The organism is Exiguobacterium sp. SH1S21, assembly GCF_004337175.1.
Taxonomy (GTDB): Bacteria; Bacillota; Bacilli; order Exiguobacteriales; family Exiguobacteriaceae; genus Exiguobacterium; species Exiguobacterium aurantiacum_A.
Window position 1 is genome coordinate 529429 of sequence record NZ_SJUY01000001.1, and the last position, 14484, is coordinate 543912.

Below are 14484 nucleotides of genomic sequence, written 5' to 3' on the forward strand. Positions count from 1 at the left end.
ATTAGTACGCTCCTTCCGAATATGTCAGTTCATACGAATGCGAGTAGATCTCGACGAGGTTGCCGAACGGATCTTCACAGTACACCATCCGGTACGGCTTATCGCCCGGGTAATACTCGCGGATTGGCATCCGTTGTTTGCCACCGTGGGCGACAATCTTCTCGACGAGCCCTTCGATGTCTGGGTCTTGGACGCAATAGTGGAAGATGCCTGTTTTCCAAAACTCAAAATTATTCTCCGGTTTCTCGTTGTTAGGGAACTCGAACAGCTCGATGCCGATCTTGTCACCGGTCGACATGTGGGCGATGCGGAACTTGCCCCAGCCCGGGCCGAACACGTCGGTGCACATGACGCCGATCGGTGAGTCATCCTCGACGACGTCCGACGGTTGCATAATCGTGTACCAGCCCATCACGTCTTCATAAAATTTCACTGCTTCCGTCACATTGGGGACTGATAGCCCGATATGTGAGAATGTACGTGGATAAGTCAAATTGATCCGCTCCTTTTTGGTTGCTCATTTGGGTCGATAACGATAAGATACCTTCATCGTAGCAAGAAAAAAAGTACGCACATTGAAGTAACTACCCGAAAGCGAGGCGAACTGAACATGACGACCCCGTTCCCCGTCAACAAGGCACTCGACATCATCGGCGGTAAATGGCGTCCACAAGTGTACTGCACGCTCGAGACCGGTCCGCACCGCTTCTCGGAGATTCAGCGCGCCATCCCCGACATCAGCCGCAAAGTGTTGACCGACCAACTGCGCGAACTCGAACAGCTCGGCATGGTCCGACGCGACGACTATTCGACCGACAAACAGCTCCACGTCGAATACTCCCTCACCGAGGAGGCGTTTAGCCTGCAACCAGCGATGAAGGCGCTCTGCTCTTGGGGCGAAACCCGAGACGAATAAACCCTCGCCAAGTCCCGGCGAGGGTTTTGTCATGACGCGAACAGACTGATGAGGTTGCCATCCGGATCGACGACGATGGCGTAGCGTTGCCCCCAAAACGCGTCCCACGGATCACGATGAATCACATATCCTTGTTTGACGATGTCTTCAAACAAGGCATCGAGCGCTTCTCGACTGTCGCATAGAAAAGCGAGCTCGACCCGGTGTCCTGTCGCCGGCTTCCATTCCCCATACACCGACTCCGCGACCTCGACCGTGTCAAAAGCGAGCCGGACGCCGCTTTCGTCAACTTCAACGTGCGCTTCCCCGTTCATTGATACTGGAATCGACAGTCCGAGCAGCCGATAGAAGTCGAGCGCTCGCTTCATATCCTCGACGACGATGCCGACCATATCTAGTTTGATTCCCATGTGGTCACCTCACTTCTTGAATTGATGGTACTATCGAAAGTGTAGCACCTATCTATCCTTTTGAAACGAGGAAATCACTATGACGTATAAGTTCGCTTTGATGACACAAGCGCAGGCCGAAACAATCGCCTTCAGTTGGCATTACGATGGAGAGTATGCTTTTTACGATATGGAGGCTGACGAAGACGACTTGGCCGAGTTTTTAGACACCGAACAACGAGGGCAATCGGTATTCGCCATCACGAACGATGGCGAACTGGTCGGTTTCGTTAGCGTGCATCAAACAGACGCTGATACGATCGACCTCGGTTTAGGCATGAAGCCAGGTCTGACCGGAAACGGGACCGGACGAGCGTTCGTCACCTCGATTCTTGCTTTCGTCGAAGCCAAGTTCGACCCAAATCGTATCACCTTGTCGGTTGCCACGTTCAACGCGCGGGCGATTCGCGTGTATGAAGCTTGCGGGTTTCGACAAGTGGCTTCGTTTCAACAAGACACGAACGGGAGTACGTTCGACTTCATCGCATTAGAACGCAAAAAGCGCCCTCAGGATAGATGCTGAGGGCTTTTCTGCTGCCTGGTGCCTTTGTCGACTAAGTAAATCTGACCATTCCCGTCTCATACCAAGACGGTCACACTTCATCGTTCGGGCAAGTACGGAGCTGCTGTTTCACACGTGAACCGTTCCCCCTACATGGTGTGTGATCGCTGCTTCATTCGGCTCGAACACGCCCGCTTCGGTGATGAGTCCGGTGATCAGTTCAGGCGGTGTGACGTCAAACGCCGGGTTAAAGACGGTGATCCCGACCGGTGCCGTCGGTTGTCCGCCGATATGGGTCACTTCTAGCGCGCTCCGCTCCTCGATTTGAATCACATCATCCGCCGTCAAATCGAACGTCGAATGCGGGGCCGCGACGTAAAACGGGATCCCGTAATGTTTAGCCAGGACGGCGAGCTGAAGCGTGCCGATCTTATTGGCGACGTGACCCGTCCGTGTGATGCGGTCAGCGCCGACGATGATGGCGTCGACCCCTTTCGCCTGAATCGTCCAAGCGGCCATATTGTCGGTGATGAGCGTGACGTCGATGTCGGCCTGGTCGAGTTCCCAGACGGTCAGGCGTGCCCCTTGGAGGAGCGGCCGCGTCTCACAAGCGAAGACGTTAAACGCGATACCTCGCTCTTTCCCGACGTAAAACGGAGCGAGCGCAGTCCCGTAACGCGACGTCGCGATTGCCCCAGCGTTACAGATCGTCAAGACGTTCCCCCCTGCTGGAAGCACCGTGAGCGCATGCTCCCCGATGGCCCGATACGTGTCGACGTCTCGCTCGAACAGCGCGATGGCCCGATGTTTGATGTCGGTCGCGATCCTTTCAAAGTCGCCGCCGACGTTCAGCCTGAGAAGTGACTCGATCACGTTTTGAAGATTGACCGCCGTCGGTCGCGTCGCGATCAATCGACGGCCGACGAGGTCAAGCCGGCGTGTGAAGTCCGGGTCATCTTGGAGCCGGATCGCTTCTTTCGCGAGCACAAATGCGCCGAAATAGGCGATGGCCGGCGCACCTCGGACTTGCAACGTCTCGATAGCGTGTTCCGCCTGTTCGAGCGTCGCGATCGTCACGTACCGCTCTTCATGGGGCAGTAACGTTTGGTCTAAAATGACGAGCTCGTCCCGGGACGGTTCGAAGCGAATGTTTTGGACTGTCATACGCGTACCCCCGCTAACAGCGTCACTAATTCATCGATCGAACGGATATCATGGCGCTGTTTAATGAGCGTCGTGCCGAGCGTGAGCGCTTCCCGTTTCCGCTCGAGCCGGACCGTTTCCGGTAACGTCTCGAGGTCATTGACTCCGGCGAGGCCGATGGCGCGGCGAATCAGCTCACATCCGGCATAGCCGATCGTGTCGCTAAAGATGGTTTGAAGTAGCTCATCGACGAACCCGTCCGTGTTGAACGGTTCGACCGCCGTCTCAAACTTCGTCCGGAACGTCTTTTCAAACGTCTCCCATACCGTCAATACGTCGGTGAACCGCTCGAACCGTTTGAGTGTGTCATGGAACGTCGATAGCGTCAAATGGGCGACGATTTGCCCGATGTCAAAACCGAACGGACCGTAAAAAGCGAACTCCGGATCGATGACTTTCGTCTCTTGTTGCGTCGCAAAGATGCTACCTGTATGTAAGTCCCCGTGCAAGAGCGCGTCATGTTTCGTGACGAAACCGACTTTCAGTTTCGTGACCTCCACTTTCAATTTCAGGTCACCCCAAAGCGCTTCGACGTCCGGACGGAGCGCGGTTTCGATGTTGTTCGACTCGGCATCTTTGTACGGATCGGTGAAGATCAGTTTTTCAGTGATATCGCATAGTTCCGGGTTGTAGTAATCCCGTTCTTTCCGCTTCTTCTCGATCGGGCCGGCCGCATAGTCGGACGTCTCAAACAACGTCTGTCCTAAAAACTCACCGATGTGACGGGCGAGTTCAGGATACGCTTTCCCTTCCAAATAGCCCGTCCGGACGATATCAAAGTCGGACAGGTCCTCTAAAATCGTGTAGGCGAGCGTCCGGTCACTGCCGAGAACGACCGGGACGAAACGCGGGACGACACTGGCGAATTCGCGCAACGCGAGCTGCTCGATCCACGCCCGTTCAAGTGTGAGCGGCCAACTCTCGCCGACGACTTTCGCATACGGTAGCGCCTGCTTGACGATGAGGCTCGTTTCGCCTTGGCGGATGCGGAAGACGAGGTTCAAGTTGCCGTCCCCGATCTCCTCGCAATGCGCGATGCCCCCGTCTTCGAGTAACCCTAACGTTCTGACGTGCTCGACGACTGTCTGTTCTGTAAATGGTTGATAAGCCATGTCTGTTTCCCCTTTCGGTATATTCCCCACAAAAAAAGCCCCTTTCTCCGCGAGAAAGAGGCACAGCCGTAACGGTTGTTCCTCTCATCTGTCAGACGTATGTCTGGTGGATGTAGCACCGTGCCTACTGGTCGGTTGCTGCGGCGTCATGGGGCCAATTCCCTCTGCCAACTCGCGATAAGAGTGTCATATTCGATTGTGTGAACTTGTTGTGATGAATGTTACTTACTCGAGCACCAAGTTGTCAACGACAATTTTCTGGAGCAACGGTCACTTTTTTTATGCATATATGGTAACAACGAACTCAAACTTTTTTTCTCAAAAAAAGGAATTGACGAACCGGATATTGTGTGACAAAATTCAATTAAATTTCACAACTTCAAAATACATTCTTATCAAGAGCAGACGGAGGGGACAAGCCCGATGATGTCGCAGCAACCGACCCGATTGGGCACGGTGCTAATTCTTGCAGCGTAAGCTGAGAGATAAGAGTTCATTTTTTTATGATGACCTCTTGCCTCGGCATGGGGTCATTTTTTTGTTTGACCGGAAGGAGGAACGAACATGAGTATTACTGCCACATATGAAATCAGCCGGACGGACCGCGTCGCGACTGTCGCCGAGAAAATCGCCCTCGAACTGACCGTCGGCACGTGGACGGAACTGCCTCACCTAGAACAAGAACAATTAAAGGCGTATCGAGGCGAGGTCGTCTCAACGACGCACACGGAAACGACGAGCCGCTTCACGATCCGTTATCCGCTCCATAACGTCACGTCCGACTTCTCATCCATCTTGACGACGACGTTCGGGAAATTATCGCTCGATGACTCGGTCCGCTTGATCGACTTGACGTTACCCGAAACGCTTGCGCCTGAATTTCCCGGAGCAAAGTTCGGTGTTCAAGGCGTTCGTGAGTCGCTCGACGTCCATGATCGCCCGCTCGTCATGAGCATCTTTAAAGGGATCATCGGTCGTGATTTACGCTTCTTAGAACAGCAACTTCGAGACCAGCTCGCCGGCGGCATCGACATCGTCAAAGACGATGAGATTTTATACGACAACCCGCTCACTCCGTCGCTTGAACGAGCTAAAATCGGGGCGGCCGTCATCCAAGAACAGTTCGAAACGACCGGAAAACGTTCGCTCTATGCCATCACGCTCAGCGGTCCGGTGTTCGGGCTGCGTGACCAAGCGCTCCGCTTGATCGAGGCGGGCGCGACGGCACTGTTGTTCAACGTCTATACGTACGGGCTCGACACACTCCGTGAACTTGCGAAAGACCCGGAAATCAATGTCCCGATCTTGGCACATCCGGCGTTCGCCGGAGCGTTGACCGGCTCGATCAGCCACTCGCTCTTACTCGGAAAGTTGATTCGCCTCGCGGGGGCCGACTTGACGCTGTTCCCGTCCCCGTATGGTTCACTCGCGACACCGCCCGATGAGGCGTTCGCGATTCGTGACATTAGCGTTCGGCCGCACTGGACGAAACCGATTCTCCCGGTCCCGTCGGCCGGTATTCATCCGGGGCTCGTTCCGGACATCATCCGTGACTTCGGCACAGACGTCGTCATCAACGCCGGCGGCGGTATCCACGGTCACCCAGACGGCGCGGCCGCCGGGGCCCAGGCGTTCCGACAAGCGATTGCGCAAGTGTTGGGCGTGGCGAGCCAGACGAACGAGCTCGAGGCCGCGCTAAAGGCGTGGTCAAAACAATGACGATTCACATCTTGTGTGACTTCGACGGGACGATCACCGCCGAGGACAACATCATCGCTTTGATGCGGGCGTTCGCACCGCCCGAATGGCACGCGCTAAAAGACGACGTGCTCGCTCAAGACATCTCGATCCGCTCCGGGGTCGGGCAGATGTTCCGACTGTTGCCGAGCGCTGACGCCTCGGCGTACCACGACTACTTGCTGGACCGCATCACCTTGCGCCCAGGTTTCCCAGCATTTTTGGAAGAGATCCGAGAACATGGCTGGAAGTTCGACGTCGTCAGCGGCGGCATGGACTTTTTCGTGCACCCGATCTTGCAAGAACACGTCGCGCCGGACCACATCTACTGTAACGTCGCCGACTTCTCAGCCGAAACGGTACGCGTCGACTGGCCCTACGCCTGTGACGCGCATTGTACGAATGATTGTGGTTGCTGCAAACCGACAATCGCCCGGACGATCGTCGATCCCGTTGATCGCTTGATCGTCATCGGTGACTCGGTGACCGACTTCGAGATCGCCAAACGGGCCGATTTCGTCTACGCCCGTGGGCAACTCATCACGCTCTGTGAGGCAGAAGGTGTCGCCCACGCCCCGTTCGAGACGTTCGACGACATCACCCATCACATGAAGGAGGTGCACGTATGAGCGTGACCGCACGTTGGCTTGAACTCGCCGACATTAAAGACGAACTCGCCGCGCGCGACTGGTTCCCCGGAACGAGTGGCAATTTGGCGATTCGTGTCTCCGACGACCCGCTGACTTTCCTCGTCACGGCGAGCGGACGCGATAAACGAAAACGGACCACGGACGATTTCGTCCTCGTCGACGCGGCCGGTCGCTTGCTTGGCGAACAAACTGGCAAACCGTCCGCTGAGACGCTGCTACACGTCGAGGTGTTCAACAAGACCGCGGCGACGTGTTCACTCCATGTGCACACGGTCGACAACAACGTCATCTCCGAGCTCCACGCCGTGAACGGTGAGGTCGTCTTCACGGGGCAAGAGATCATCAAGGCACTCGGGTATTGGGAAGAGGACGCGGTCGTCCGGGTCCCGATCATCGACAATCATGCCGACATCCCGACGCTCGCGGCCACCTTCGCGCCCCACGTCCATTCAAGCGCAGGTGCCGTCCTCATCCGTAATCACGGCATCACGGTCTGGGGCGAGACGCCGGCTGCGGCGAAGCGCTATTTAGAAGCATACGAATTTTTGTTCAGCTACACGTTAAAACTGCGCGCCTTAGGCGTCCATTCATAAGGAGGAACTATCTATGGCAACTATCTATTTCCAACAAACTGAAGAGCGTCTCGTCGACCAATCTGAAGTGAACGTATTTTTAGAATCGCGCGGTATCCTGTATGAGCAGTGGGACATCGCTAAACTTCCGGTCGCACTTCAAGAAAACTACGAACTGACGGATGAAGAAAAGCAAGCGATCCTCGCAACGTTCCGTGACGAGATTCAAGACGTGTCGGAGCGCCGCGGCTATCAAACGGCCGACGTCATCTCGCTGTCGGATGCGACACCGAACTTGGACGAACTGCTCGTCAACTTCCAAAAGGAACACCATCATACGGACGACGAGGTCCGCTTCATCGTCAGTGGTCACGGCATCTTCGCCATTGACGACGTCGAGCGCGGTTACTTCAACATCGAGCTCAACCCGGGCGACCTCATCTCGGTCCCGGTGAACACGCGCCACTACTTCACGCTCCAAGACGACCGCCAAGTCGTCGCCGTCCGCATCTTCGTGACGACAGAGGGCTGGGTGCCGATTTACGACAAAGAAAACGTGACTGCCTAACAAAAAATCCTGCCTTCCGCATACGCGAAAGACAGGATTTTTTTTAATGTTTGACCGCTGTCGGTTTTGAAGAAAACCAACCCCATAAGGCGATCCCGACCATGACCGACCAGAAGAATAGTGTCCAACCTAATGAGTGAACAAAACCGTCTGGAAGACCCATGAACGCGAACGGTGTACCGGCAATCAATTCCTTGAAGCCAGGGTGCTCGAGGACGAGTACCGTCAACTTCACACCGACCCAGCCGACGATGATGAAGGCGGCCGTCTCAAGTGTCGGACGTTGATGCAGCAGCTTCACGAAGACGCGGGCCGCGAATCGCATCAAGACAACGCCGATGAGTCCACCCGTCAAGACGACGAAGAATTGACCCGAATCGATACCACCGATCTCTCCAAGACCGAGCGGCGGCAAGCTGACTGCGAGTGCGACCGCTGCCAAGATCGAGTCGACCGCGAAAGCGATATCGGCGAACTCGACTTTAGCGACCGTCCACCAAAACTCTTTTTTCGTGACCGGCTTCTCGGTAATTGCCGTCTCTTCTTTCGCCTCAGCGGCGAGATCTTGTTTTGGATCCATCTTGCGCGCCTTATACGTCATATACAGATGTCGCGCGCTCATTCCGATCAAGTAAAGGGCACCGAGTGCTTGGACTTGCCAGACGTTGATTAAGAACGAGATTAAGAATAATGCGATGAAGCGGAAGACGAACGCTCCTAATAAACCGTAGAATAGCGCTTTCTTCTGTTCTGTCCGCGGCAAATGCTTGACCATGACCGCCAAGACAAGCGCGTTGTCTGCAGATAGGAGCCCTTCGAGACCGACGAGTACGACGATGATCCAGGCGTACTGCAGGATTAATTGCCAATCCATTAAAACATCCCCTTTTTGTTTGTGTTCTTTCATATTTAATAGTGATCTATTTTTTTAAGTTCACAGGAACATTTTATTCCCGTTCGTCAATTAAATCAATCTTCTTGTCTTTATTGTCTGAAGTTTTTTTCCTCCGAACAGTTTCAAAGCACGTTCACGAAGCAAAATGATACCCGGTTTATATCCATTTCGTGATAAAATCCTAACAAGAACGAGTGGCGGTCATTTGCCCTCTCAAAAAAGGAGAATCCGATTATGTCTACAAGCCATGTCGCTTTACCTACTAAAGCAGAACGACATAAACTATTCGGCTCGGTCCCGCCGGTCAAAGGTACGAAACCGACAGAAAAAGATAAAATGGTTGATCTTCAAAATACACCTAAGAACTTCTTGTTCGCACTCGACAGCGTTGGGATCTCGAACGTTAAACATCCCGTCAACATCGAAACGCCAGACGGCATCCAAGCGACGGTCGCAACGTTTGAATTAACGACATCACTCGTCCAAGATCGTAAAGGCATCAACATGTCACGTCTTACGGAACAGCTCGACGCGTACCATACGCAGGGCTGGACGTTATCAAACCGCTCGCTCATCGAGTTCGCCCAAGAACTCGCCGAGCGCATGGAACAAACGGAAGGTCAATTGACGGTCCGCTACCCATGGTTCTTCAGCCGAAAAGCACCGGCGACGGGCCTCAGCGGTCTTATGAACGCCGACGTCATGCACAACGTGACATACAACCTCGAGACAGGTATGGCGAGCGTGACGGTCGGTCTCGTCATCAACGTGACAACGCTATGCCCATGTTCAAAAGAGATCAGCGAATACAGCGCCCATAACCAGCGCGGCTACATCACAATCGAAGCCGGTCTTGACGAAGCGTCGCTCGACGGCTTCGACTGGAGACTCGCATTGCTCGATGCGGCGGAGTCGAACGCATCGGCACCACTTCACCCGGTCTTAAAACGTCCGGATGAGAAACGGGCTACAGAAATCGCTTACGAAAACCCACGTTTCGTCGAAGATATGGTCCGCTTGATTGCAGCCGACTTGTACGAGATGAAACAAGTCGTCAACTTCTTCGTCGAATGCCGAAACGAAGAGTCGATCCACCAGCACGACGCGATCGCGTCAATCACGTTCGATAAACGTGACAACTAAAAACGAGTGAAGCCAGATACTTGGCTTCACTCGTTTTTTTATACACTTTGTATGAGGCGGATCGTCAACAAAAGGACGATCAGGACGATCCACACCGCCCAGATGGTGCGCCATCTGTTCCAGTCGAGACGCTTCACGAACGCGTACACCGTCAAATAGAGGACGATCAAGAGCGGAATGACGACCCACGGATTGTCGAGCATCACGCTTCGACGTCACCGTCCCAAGCGAGCATGCCGCCCTCGACGTTGACGACTTTGAACCCTTCCGATTCCAAATAGTCGCACGCCGTCTGGCTGCGTCCGCCCGAGCGGCAGATGACATGATAGACGTTGTCTTGCGCAAGCTTCTCGGTCACGCCCGGGAATTCAGACAGCGGATAGAGCGGCACGTTCGGGATATGGCCCGCGTCGTACTCGTCTTGTTCGCGCACGTCGATGATGTGGAGCGACTCCCCGTTCTCAAGCTTTTCACGTAATTCAGTTGCATGGATGCTTTGCATGCTGTTTCCCCCTTAAATTGTTATCCCCTACTAGTTTACCTCAGTTTCGTGTCGGACAAACTCCAATTGATGGTCGTCTCGTCATCGCAGTAGAAACCTTTCAGACCACAACGTTCGACCATGTCACTTACCCAAGACTGACTGCCGCAAAATAAAGTGAAGTGGCTATCCCACGGCGGTACGATGAGCCAATCATGCTGATAGCCGAAAAACGTGCGATGATTCATGTACCATGTATCGGCTGCAAGAACTTCTCGAATGTTGATAAGATGGCGCTCCGTACAAAATTCGTCGCCGCTCCATATCCATTCTTCTCCCGTCTCCAGAAGCGCCCTTAATACCCGATTCTTTAAGAAATCAGACAGCTCGCCTTCGCCAGGTGGGAGTAAATTCTCGCGCTCGCAAAATTCGATGATTCGATTTGCGCCTTCTTTATCTTCGGCATGCGGTTTCAACGCCCCAATCATCGTTCGGAGTGCGTGATCGATACGTTTGACGTCTTCAAAACCAAGTTGGCGGCGCATATCTTCCCATGCGACGGCACGAAAATGCTGTTCCACTTCGTTTTTGTTCATCTCGACATATCGGTCAATTGCTTTAGGATCTTCTATCGGTCCGAGAAACGGATGGTACGCGACGAACACTTCTTCAAACACGCCCTCATAGTAAGTTTTAATCGGAAAATCATCTCCACCGCCGAACATGGCGTAGCGATGTCCTTCCGGTAAAGTGATGGCTCCCTCAATCTCCTCCATGTGACCGCCTCCTTTTCCAATAGTTTACAACTGCGCATCAAAAAAAGCATCCTCCGCTGTGGGAAGATGCTTCTGACTTACGCTTCGTTGCGCTCGTCAATCGCTTGTGCCGCTGTGATGAGCGTCAATTTATAGACGTCTTCTTCATTACAGCCACGCGACAAGTCATTGACTGGCTTGTTGAGACCTTGCAAGATCGGTCCGATCGCTTCGAATCCGCCGAAACGTTGAACCATCTTGTAGCCAATGTTCCCGGCTTCGAGGCTCGGGAAGACGAACACGTTGGCGTTACCGGCGACGTCAGAGCCCGGTGCTTTCTTCGCTGCCACGCTCGGGACGAACGCTGCGTCGAACTGAAGCTCACCATCGATTGGAAGGTTTGGCGCTTTCTCTTTGGCGAGACGCGTCGCTTCGATGACTTTCTCGGTTTCAGGCGACTTCGCCGAACCTTTCGTCGAGAAGCTGAGGAGCGCGACTTGCGGCTCGATACCGAACGTCTTCGCCGTCAACGCTGACAAGTAGGCGTTCTCGGCAAGGTCGGCCGCGTCCGGTGCGATGTTGATCGCACAGTCCGAGAAGACGTATTGCTCATCGTCACGTACCATGATGAACACACCTGACGTCTTTTTGATGCCTTCTTGCATCTTAATGATTTGGAGTGCTGGACGGACCGTGTCGGCCGTCGCATGCATCGCACCCGAGACGAGACCTTCCGCTTTGCCCGTGTGGACGAGCATCGTACCAAAGTAGTTCACATCTGACGACAACAATTCACGAGCTTGTTCAGCCGTCGCTTTGCCTTTACGGCGCTCGACGAACGATTCGACGAGCGTGTCGATATCTTCATATGTCGCTGGGTCGTACTGCGTCAAGTTCGAGATATCAAAGCCATGTTTCGCTGCGACTGCATCGATGTCTGCTTTCGGACCGACGACGATTGGGTTGACCATGCCGTCATTTTTTAAACGGACTGCAGCTCCAAGGACGCGCTCATCGACGCCTTCTGCTAAGACGATGGTCGGACGAATCGGGCTGACTTTTTGCTTCAACGTGTCAAATAATTTCATGGTAAGTGAACTCCTTTTCGATTGGAAGATATCTATGTTTTCTCTTTAGGACACAATTGTCCGTATGCGTGTCTTATTATACACAGTCCTTTTTTTAAAATAAACTATTCTGCCCATATCGTCATAAATCGCTTGAAATCAGTCATTATATGAATAGAACAGTTCTGTATTTATGACTGATACAGGTTGCTGTGAAGCCGTTTACATTTCTGTGTCCGCGTTTTTCTTTAGTTTGTCTCGCTTGTGATTACTCTCACAGATAGCGCCAAATTTGCCAGGCGGTAAAGTGTCTGTGGTAAAATAAACAGCGAAGCCAAGTCTCGAAAGGAGTTTTTTCATGTCAGAACGTCCAGCACCGACAACCGAAACACAGCACGCAGCCGCCACATTAGACGGTTGGTATACGCTCCATGATTTCCGCTCGATCGATTGGACACGCCTAAAAGCAGTCGACAAGGCGGTGCGTCAAGAAATGATTGAGGAGTTCGTCGCCTTCCTCGCCTCTCTCGAAGACGTCGAAACACGCGGAGAAGGCAGTCACGCCTTCTATTCGATCCTCGGTCAAAAAGCGGACGTCGTCCTCATGGTCCTTCGTCCGACGTTCAAAGAGCTCGAACAAGTCGAACTCGCCCTTCGTAAGACGAAACTGTACGACTATATGATCCCATCGTACTCTTACGTCTCAGTCATCGAACTCGGCATGTACCGCGGCTCTGGTGACGGGGATCCGTACGAGAACCCGCACATCCGCTCGCGCTTGTACCCGACGTTGCCGAAAGCAGCCCACATCTGCTTCTATCCAATGAGCAAGGCGCGCCGTGACGAGGACAACTGGTATACGCTGTCGATGGACGAGCGGAAAGACCTCATGTACCGCCACAGCATGATCGGCCGCAGCTATGCCGGCAAGATCCAGCAGTTCATCGGCGGATCGACCGGATTTGACGGCTGGGAATGGGGCGTCACGCTCTTCGCGGAAGACTCGCTCCAATTTAAGAAGATTGTTTACGAGATGCGTTTCGATGAAGTCAGCGCCAAATATGGCGAGTTTGGTGACTTCTACGTCGGAAACATCCTTCCGAAAGAAGAACTCGGCACATTCCTAGGTTGATTGAGGTTTACGCATCGACCCGCTCGGGAAACATCGTTGTAGAGGCACTTACAACAATGATCAATGAGGTGAACAACGATGCGCGTGTTCAAGGAATCAGATCGAGACACTGCAAAACGTTTAGATTCGTTCATTGAACGAATGGCCCCGACAGCAGAGCTAGTCCAAATTCGATTTGAACAACAATTACAACATACACAGCGAAAGGGTCAGGCGAAAGCCTGACCCTTATTTTGTCTTCGCGTGAAGCGCGTCGCCAAGGAACGTCGCGAGTTCCAGCATGCCGTATTGACCTGCCTTCGCTTCCGCGTCCGAGTTATAGTTCGTATTCGTGTTGACGTCGTACGCATAGACGTTGCCGTCACGGTCTTCGATAATCTCAATCCCCGCGACAGCGATATTATTTGTTGCCAAGAACGCTTCTAACTGATCGATGATCGGGTCGGCGAACCCGTCGACGATTTCAAATTTGGCCGGCGGCGTCTCACCGACCGGGCAGAATTGATCTTCAATCGAACACGCATCCGCCGGGCACAGTTCGAACCCTTCCGACGTATCGACCCGTACCGCGTAGAGGAACTTTCCGCCGATAAATTCACAGCGCGTGATGAACGGTTTCGGTGCTTCGATATATTGTTGGATGAGCGTGATCCCATCGACCGAGTCCTCGAACGTCGGTCCGTACACATACCCTTTCAACGCTTCAATCGAATGGAACAGCTGCACGCCAAGCCCTTTACCGGCCCGGTTATGCTTTGTGATGAACGGACTCATGCCTAAACGCTCGGCCGCCTCGATGATTTGTTTTTTTCCGACGGCAGCAATCGTCTTCGGCACACGGATCCCCGCTTGACGAAGCGCCGTATATTGGTTGACCTTGCTCACTTCGAGGCGAATCGCCCGTGTCCCGTTGAAGACGGTCCGTCCGTTCGCCTCGAGCCAGGCAAGCACTCCTTCTGTCAGCTCTGGCGCGTAGCGATGCCCGCGCGTATGTGACGACGCACTCATCCGGTTGTAGAACACGCCATTCGGCGGCGTCGCCTCGATATCGATGATCCCTTCATCTAAATGCCACAGTTCATATGGAAGTGATAACTCCTCAAGCCTTTTGACGAGATGGTCCGTCCACTCATTGTTTTCATGCAAAACGTGAATTTTAGCCATATGAATCCCCCTTTGATACTCCTAATGTACCACACCGTTATCCGACTATTCCAATTAGCATAATCAACGATGCGTTCATTCTTATTTCATAACGGTTTCATGGTATAATGAACTTAATAACCTATGTGAAAAGTGACA

At 53.3% G+C, this 14484-nt stretch carries 18 protein-coding genes and 2 riboswitches; of the genes, 8 read left to right on the top strand and 10 right to left on the bottom strand.

Features of this window, described 5'->3' with window-relative positions; translation table 11 throughout:
- Nucleotide 1: 1 nt before the first annotated feature.
- Complete coding sequence (locus EVJ24_RS02580; protein ID WP_131439321.1) at nt 2-493, bottom strand: lactoylglutathione lyase family protein; 492 nt, start codon at nt 491-493, stop codon at nt 2-4.
- 117 nt (nt 494-610) lie between these two features.
- Here EVJ24_RS02580 and EVJ24_RS02585 point away from each other — a divergent pair, with 117 nt between their 5' ends.
- Nucleotides 611-916 carry a winged helix-turn-helix transcriptional regulator gene (locus EVJ24_RS02585; protein WP_131439323.1) on the top strand — a complete coding sequence of 102 codons (306 nt, stop codon included), beginning with the start codon at nt 611-613 and terminating at the stop codon, nt 914-916.
- A gap of 29 nt (nt 917-945) precedes the next feature.
- Here the strand turns inward: EVJ24_RS02585 and EVJ24_RS02590 are convergent, their stop codons facing one another.
- A complete protein-coding gene (locus EVJ24_RS02590) occupies nt 946-1326 on the bottom strand; it encodes a VOC family protein (RefSeq protein WP_131439325.1) in 381 nt (126 codons plus the stop codon).
- 79 nt (nt 1327-1405) lie between these two features.
- Between EVJ24_RS02590 and EVJ24_RS02595 the strand changes: the two genes are divergently transcribed.
- Nucleotides 1406-1888, top strand: a complete 483-nt coding sequence (locus tag EVJ24_RS02595) for a GNAT family N-acetyltransferase (protein ID WP_131439327.1) — start codon at nt 1406-1408, stop codon at nt 1886-1888.
- Between the two features lie 108 nt (nt 1889-1996).
- Here EVJ24_RS02595 and mtnA read toward each other — a convergent pair whose 3' ends face one another.
- Nucleotides 1997-3031 carry an S-methyl-5-thioribose-1-phosphate isomerase gene (mtnA, locus tag EVJ24_RS02600; protein WP_131439330.1) on the bottom strand — a complete coding sequence of 345 codons (1035 nt, stop codon included), beginning with the start codon at nt 3029-3031 and terminating at the stop codon, nt 1997-1999.
- Nucleotides 3028-4182, bottom strand: a complete 1155-nt coding sequence (mtnK, locus tag EVJ24_RS02605; protein ID WP_131439332.1) for an S-methyl-5-thioribose kinase — start codon at nt 4180-4182, stop codon at nt 3028-3030. Before mtnK ends, mtnA begins: the two co-directional genes overlap by 4 nt.
- Nucleotides 4183-4263: 81 nt before the next feature.
- Nucleotides 4264-4366: riboswitch (SAM riboswitch) on the bottom strand.
- A gap of 205 nt (nt 4367-4571) precedes the next feature.
- Nucleotides 4572-4674: riboswitch (SAM riboswitch) on the top strand.
- A 72-nt stretch (nt 4675-4746) separates the two neighbouring features.
- Here mtnK and EVJ24_RS02610 point away from each other — a divergent pair.
- The 4 genes from EVJ24_RS02610 to EVJ24_RS02625 are packed head-to-tail and all read left to right on the top strand — an operon-like array spanning nt 4747 to nt 7709.
- The gene (locus EVJ24_RS02610) at nt 4747-5901 is read left to right on the top strand and encodes a 2,3-diketo-5-methylthiopentyl-1-phosphate enolase (RefSeq protein WP_131439334.1); all 1155 of its coding nucleotides are present in this window, start codon (nt 4747-4749) and stop codon (nt 5899-5901) included.
- Nucleotides 5898-6548, top strand: coding sequence for a 2-hydroxy-3-keto-5-methylthiopentenyl-1-phosphate phosphatase (locus EVJ24_RS02615; protein ID WP_131439642.1), 651 nt, complete (start codon nt 5898-5900; stop codon nt 6546-6548). The genes EVJ24_RS02610 and EVJ24_RS02615 overlap by 4 nt, the downstream gene beginning before the upstream one ends.
- Complete coding sequence (locus EVJ24_RS02620) at nt 6545-7162, top strand: methylthioribulose 1-phosphate dehydratase (RefSeq protein ID WP_131439336.1); 618 nt, start codon at nt 6545-6547, stop codon at nt 7160-7162. The genes EVJ24_RS02615 and EVJ24_RS02620 overlap by 4 nt, the downstream gene beginning before the upstream one ends.
- Before the next feature lie 13 nt (nt 7163-7175).
- Nucleotides 7176-7709: a 1,2-dihydroxy-3-keto-5-methylthiopentene dioxygenase gene (locus EVJ24_RS02625; protein ID WP_131439338.1), complete on the top strand. Its 534-nt coding sequence runs from the start codon at nt 7176-7178 to the stop codon at nt 7707-7709.
- Nucleotides 7710-7752: 43 nt separating this feature from the next.
- Here EVJ24_RS02625 and EVJ24_RS02630 read toward each other — a convergent pair whose 3' ends face one another.
- Nucleotides 7753-8583: a TerC family protein gene (locus EVJ24_RS02630; protein WP_131439340.1), complete on the bottom strand. Its 831-nt coding sequence runs from the start codon at nt 8581-8583 to the stop codon at nt 7753-7755.
- 255 nt (nt 8584-8838) lie between these two features.
- Between EVJ24_RS02630 and folE2 the strand changes: the two genes are divergently transcribed.
- A complete protein-coding gene (gene folE2 / locus EVJ24_RS02635) occupies nt 8839-9747 on the top strand; it encodes a GTP cyclohydrolase FolE2 (RefSeq protein ID WP_016508342.1) in 909 nt (302 codons plus the stop codon).
- A gap of 38 nt (nt 9748-9785) precedes the next feature.
- On the opposite strand, the gene EVJ24_RS15340 is transcribed toward folE2, so the two are convergent.
- From EVJ24_RS15340 to pta, 4 genes are all read right to left on the bottom strand, one after another.
- Nucleotides 9786-9953: a hypothetical protein gene (locus EVJ24_RS15340; protein WP_161567604.1), complete on the bottom strand. Its 168-nt coding sequence runs from the start codon at nt 9951-9953 to the stop codon at nt 9786-9788.
- The gene (locus tag EVJ24_RS02640) at nt 9950-10249 is read right to left on the bottom strand and encodes a rhodanese-like domain-containing protein (protein ID WP_016508292.1); all 300 of its coding nucleotides are present in this window, start codon (nt 10247-10249) and stop codon (nt 9950-9952) included. The genes EVJ24_RS15340 and EVJ24_RS02640 overlap by 4 nt, the downstream gene beginning before the upstream one ends.
- Nucleotides 10250-10284: 35 nt before the next feature.
- Entirely contained in the window at nt 10285-11004 is a 720-nt protein-coding gene (locus EVJ24_RS02645) for a DUF2711 family protein (RefSeq protein WP_131439342.1), read from the bottom strand.
- 77 nt (nt 11005-11081) lie between these two features.
- A complete protein-coding gene (pta, locus tag EVJ24_RS02650) occupies nt 11082-12071 on the bottom strand; it encodes a phosphate acetyltransferase (protein ID WP_070329128.1) in 990 nt (329 codons plus the stop codon).
- A gap of 337 nt (nt 12072-12408) precedes the next feature.
- Here pta and hemQ point away from each other — a divergent pair, with 337 nt between their 5' ends.
- Nucleotides 12409-13182 carry a hydrogen peroxide-dependent heme synthase gene (gene hemQ, locus EVJ24_RS02655; RefSeq protein ID WP_131439344.1) on the top strand — a complete coding sequence of 258 codons (774 nt, stop codon included), beginning with the start codon at nt 12409-12411 and terminating at the stop codon, nt 13180-13182.
- A gap of 228 nt (nt 13183-13410) precedes the next feature.
- On the opposite strand, the gene EVJ24_RS02660 is transcribed toward hemQ, so the two are convergent.
- The gene (locus EVJ24_RS02660) at nt 13411-14346 is read right to left on the bottom strand and encodes an ATP-grasp domain-containing protein (RefSeq protein ID WP_131439346.1); all 936 of its coding nucleotides are present in this window, start codon (nt 14344-14346) and stop codon (nt 13411-13413) included.
- Between the last annotated feature and the right edge of the window lie 138 nt (nt 14347-14484).